The sequence below is a fragment of the Allocoleopsis sp. genome (assembly GCF_036703385.1).
In the GTDB taxonomy this organism is placed as follows: domain Bacteria; phylum Cyanobacteriota; class Cyanobacteriia; order Cyanobacteriales; family Coleofasciculaceae; genus Allocoleopsis.
Map to the genome: position 1 here is coordinate 1 of NZ_DATNPA010000686.1, position 2704 is coordinate 2704.

Here is a 2704-nt window from a genome sequence, read left to right on the forward strand (position 1 = left end):
TATATAGCGATGAACCTGTATCAGACGATGAGTGGAAGGCGTTCTTCTGCGATCGCTGCTGCCATGAAGAGGAAAGATGGCTAATCGTTGGTATCAAGAAATATCTGAGAACGCAAGAACAACGGGAACAACTAGCTTCAATGGATTTGTCATTGGAAGATTTACTGAACGGTCGTTACAACGGAAACCAAGGGCGACAAGTCAGACAAATATTCGCAGCATGGAATGAAAAATTAGGGTTCCAAGCGTTTCGCGGTTAACTGGAAAAAATCACCATCGTGCCATACACAAGCAATAAGTCAACCGTTATTTTGTTACAGGGAAAGGAACGAAGATGTCAGGACTCAATCAAGAGGCAATTGAAAGGGGAAAAAGACTCGAGCAAATCATAATCAGAAGGCACAATCTGACCGAATCAGAGCAAAATTACGTGTTTGGGTACTCCGGTAGCGACAGTACGGTAGAGCAACGAATAAACGAAGTACTGTCCAAGAGAGGAACGGCAGAAGAAGACAACAAATAAGGTAGGGCAGAGCGCAAAAAGCACTCTTGAATAAAGTGAGGCACTAAAATGAAACCGCAATCGTTCACCATCCACAATCTTCAAAGCTATGAGGGAACAGAAACTATAGCGTTTAACTGTCACCTCATGTACGAAAAAAGAAAGGTCGCTACAGTAAAAAATGCAGGAACGGGCAATGGAAACGAATACACATGGGAAAATCAACTGGTAGAACAAGAGTTTAGAGCAGCAGTCACAGATGAGTTAGTATGGGATTTGTTAGAGGATAAATTACCAGAACTAAGCCAAGATGAGATTCAACTTCGTCTAAGCGTTGGTCGCTGATAGTTAGTGGTTTCACGCGATCGCAAAAATAATCCAGCGCTTGGGGAGCATCATTCATCGAGCGCTGGATTTTTATAGAGCCACGCAATATTTTTTGTAGAACATTCAATAAAACGTTCCTCCAAACAGAGGAACGTTTTGCTAGAGAGTCGAGACTACAATACAACAGAATGATTCTCCAATAAAAAATATAGTCGCAGCTTAAGTAAGCTATAATTAAGAAGTTTTTATATGCTTTAAAGGCATAAGCTTTGTTGAATTAATTGGAATTTAATATATTTATATTATCTCAGGAAAGCCAATCAACCTATGGCAGACATTACTGAATCGAACACAAATAACCAATCTATTTTAGGTATTAACTTAGATGGGCTTAACTACCTTGAAGGTGAAAATTTGCTTGCAGAAATAAATTCAATCTTCTTTCAAGCAATAGAGAATGGAATCAAGAAATATTATAAAGCCGAAGAATTAAATGCTCTGGAAGAACTAGGTAAAAGGATAATAAGAGATATTTTCAAAGAGCATCTTTGTCTAACTAAAGGACAAGCTGATGCACAAGAGCTAGAAGAAGTAATTACTAAAGTATTTCAAAAATTTCAAGCCTACTTAGAAAATCGCAATAAAGCGGATATCAAGACTGTAGACCAGCTCGACGAAGCAATACTACACGCAGAACCACGACTTCCTCCCATAACACCTATTCCTTCATCAGTTGTAATGTTTTCAAGCATTGAAGCTTATACCAGGAAAGACCGATGGCAAAAGAACGAACAAGGAATAGCCTGCTTACAACACAGAGCTAAAGGGAATCCCCAAAATTATATTGAGCATTACATCACCAACCCTAGAGATATTACCCTATTACCTTGGGATGAGGCACAGCAAATTATTGATAAGTATGGCTTTACAACAGCTAAATTGCACTTAGTTTTTGCTGCTCATGCCATAAAATCACAAACCCCCTGGGAAAGTAAATTTCTTTTGAAAGCTAGCGAGATAATTCGGGAATTTGGTTGGGAAAAAAATCATAAAAAAAGCAAACCAGAAAAACTGCTAGAAATTGCTAACACAGCCTTTGCTCTTGATTGCCTCCTAGTTAAAGCTTTTTGGGTTGAGGGAAAGAATAAGAAAGGACAAATCATAGCTAGTGCTCCTGTAGGGAGAATGTGGAATGTCTATATCAAGCCTATCGGTCAAGTTGACATTGAAGGAAAAATAGACCAGCCTGACGAAGTTTACATTACAGTGCAGCCCGGATTGTGGACTCAAGATTTTTTGAACCGAGCTGGAACCAAATCACGAGAAGCTTTATATCAGTTTGGCTACTTAGCTGAGCAAGTTTTGAAAATCGATCCCTACCATGATGAACTCGCACTAAGGTTTGCTATATACTTAACTTTGGATAGTCGAGTTCGCCCTACGGGAAACTACAAAGTCCAGGAGTTATTAGAAATTGCATTACCCCAATCAGTTATAGACAAAGCTCGGTCAGACTGCCGCAAAGCTTATGACTTAAAACAGCGTTGGGACAGCGCAATAAAGTTACTGCTCGAACTGGAGTGGCAGGTTACGTTTGATGCGGAAACTTATCCTGCATGGCTAAGACCAGACGCAAAAAGTAAGAAGCCTAAAGGTTACCTAGACAAGCTCCTGGAAGCCAAGCTAACTATTAAACCTATACCCCCTATTCCAGAACTTCTAGCCTGTAAGGTAAAAGCTAGGGCGAAATCCATAAAGCCCAAGAACAAGTTGAAGCTAAGTCCTCCTAGCAGCTTAACCAGCAGCCAAGTTAGAGAAGCTCGTCAAGCTAAAGGCTGGACTCAAGCCAAACAGGCAGGTTATCTCGGCGTATCC

At 40.2% G+C, this 2704-nt stretch carries 4 protein-coding genes; all 4 read left to right on the top strand.

Features of this window, described 5'->3' with window-relative positions; genetic code table 11:
• Positions 1-260, top strand: a 260-nt coding sequence (locus V6C93_RS32495) for a hypothetical protein (protein ID WP_333480820.1), incomplete at its 5' end; no start/stop codon positions are given.
• A 74-nt stretch (positions 261-334) separates the two neighbouring features.
• Entirely contained in the window at positions 335-523 is a 189-nt protein-coding gene (locus V6C93_RS32500; RefSeq protein WP_333480821.1) for a hypothetical protein, read from the top strand.
• A 48-nt stretch (positions 524-571) separates the two neighbouring features.
• The gene (locus V6C93_RS32505; protein WP_333480822.1) at positions 572-847 is read left to right on the top strand and encodes a hypothetical protein; all 276 of its coding nucleotides are present in this window, start codon (positions 572-574) and stop codon (positions 845-847) included.
• A gap of 309 nt (positions 848-1156) precedes the next feature.
• Positions 1157-2704: hypothetical protein (locus tag V6C93_RS32510; protein WP_333480823.1), on the top strand; the 1548-nt coding region annotated here is incomplete at its 3' end.

Bases quoted from the DNA above. Each gene is read 5' to 3' on its own strand.
- V6C93_RS32500 (WP_333480821.1), top strand. From the start codon at position 335: ATGTCAGGACTCAATCAAGAGGCAATTGAAAGGGGAAAAAGACTCGAG.
- V6C93_RS32505 (WP_333480822.1), top strand. From the start codon at position 572: ATGAAACCGCAATCGTTCACCATCCACAATCTTCAAAGCTATGAGGGA.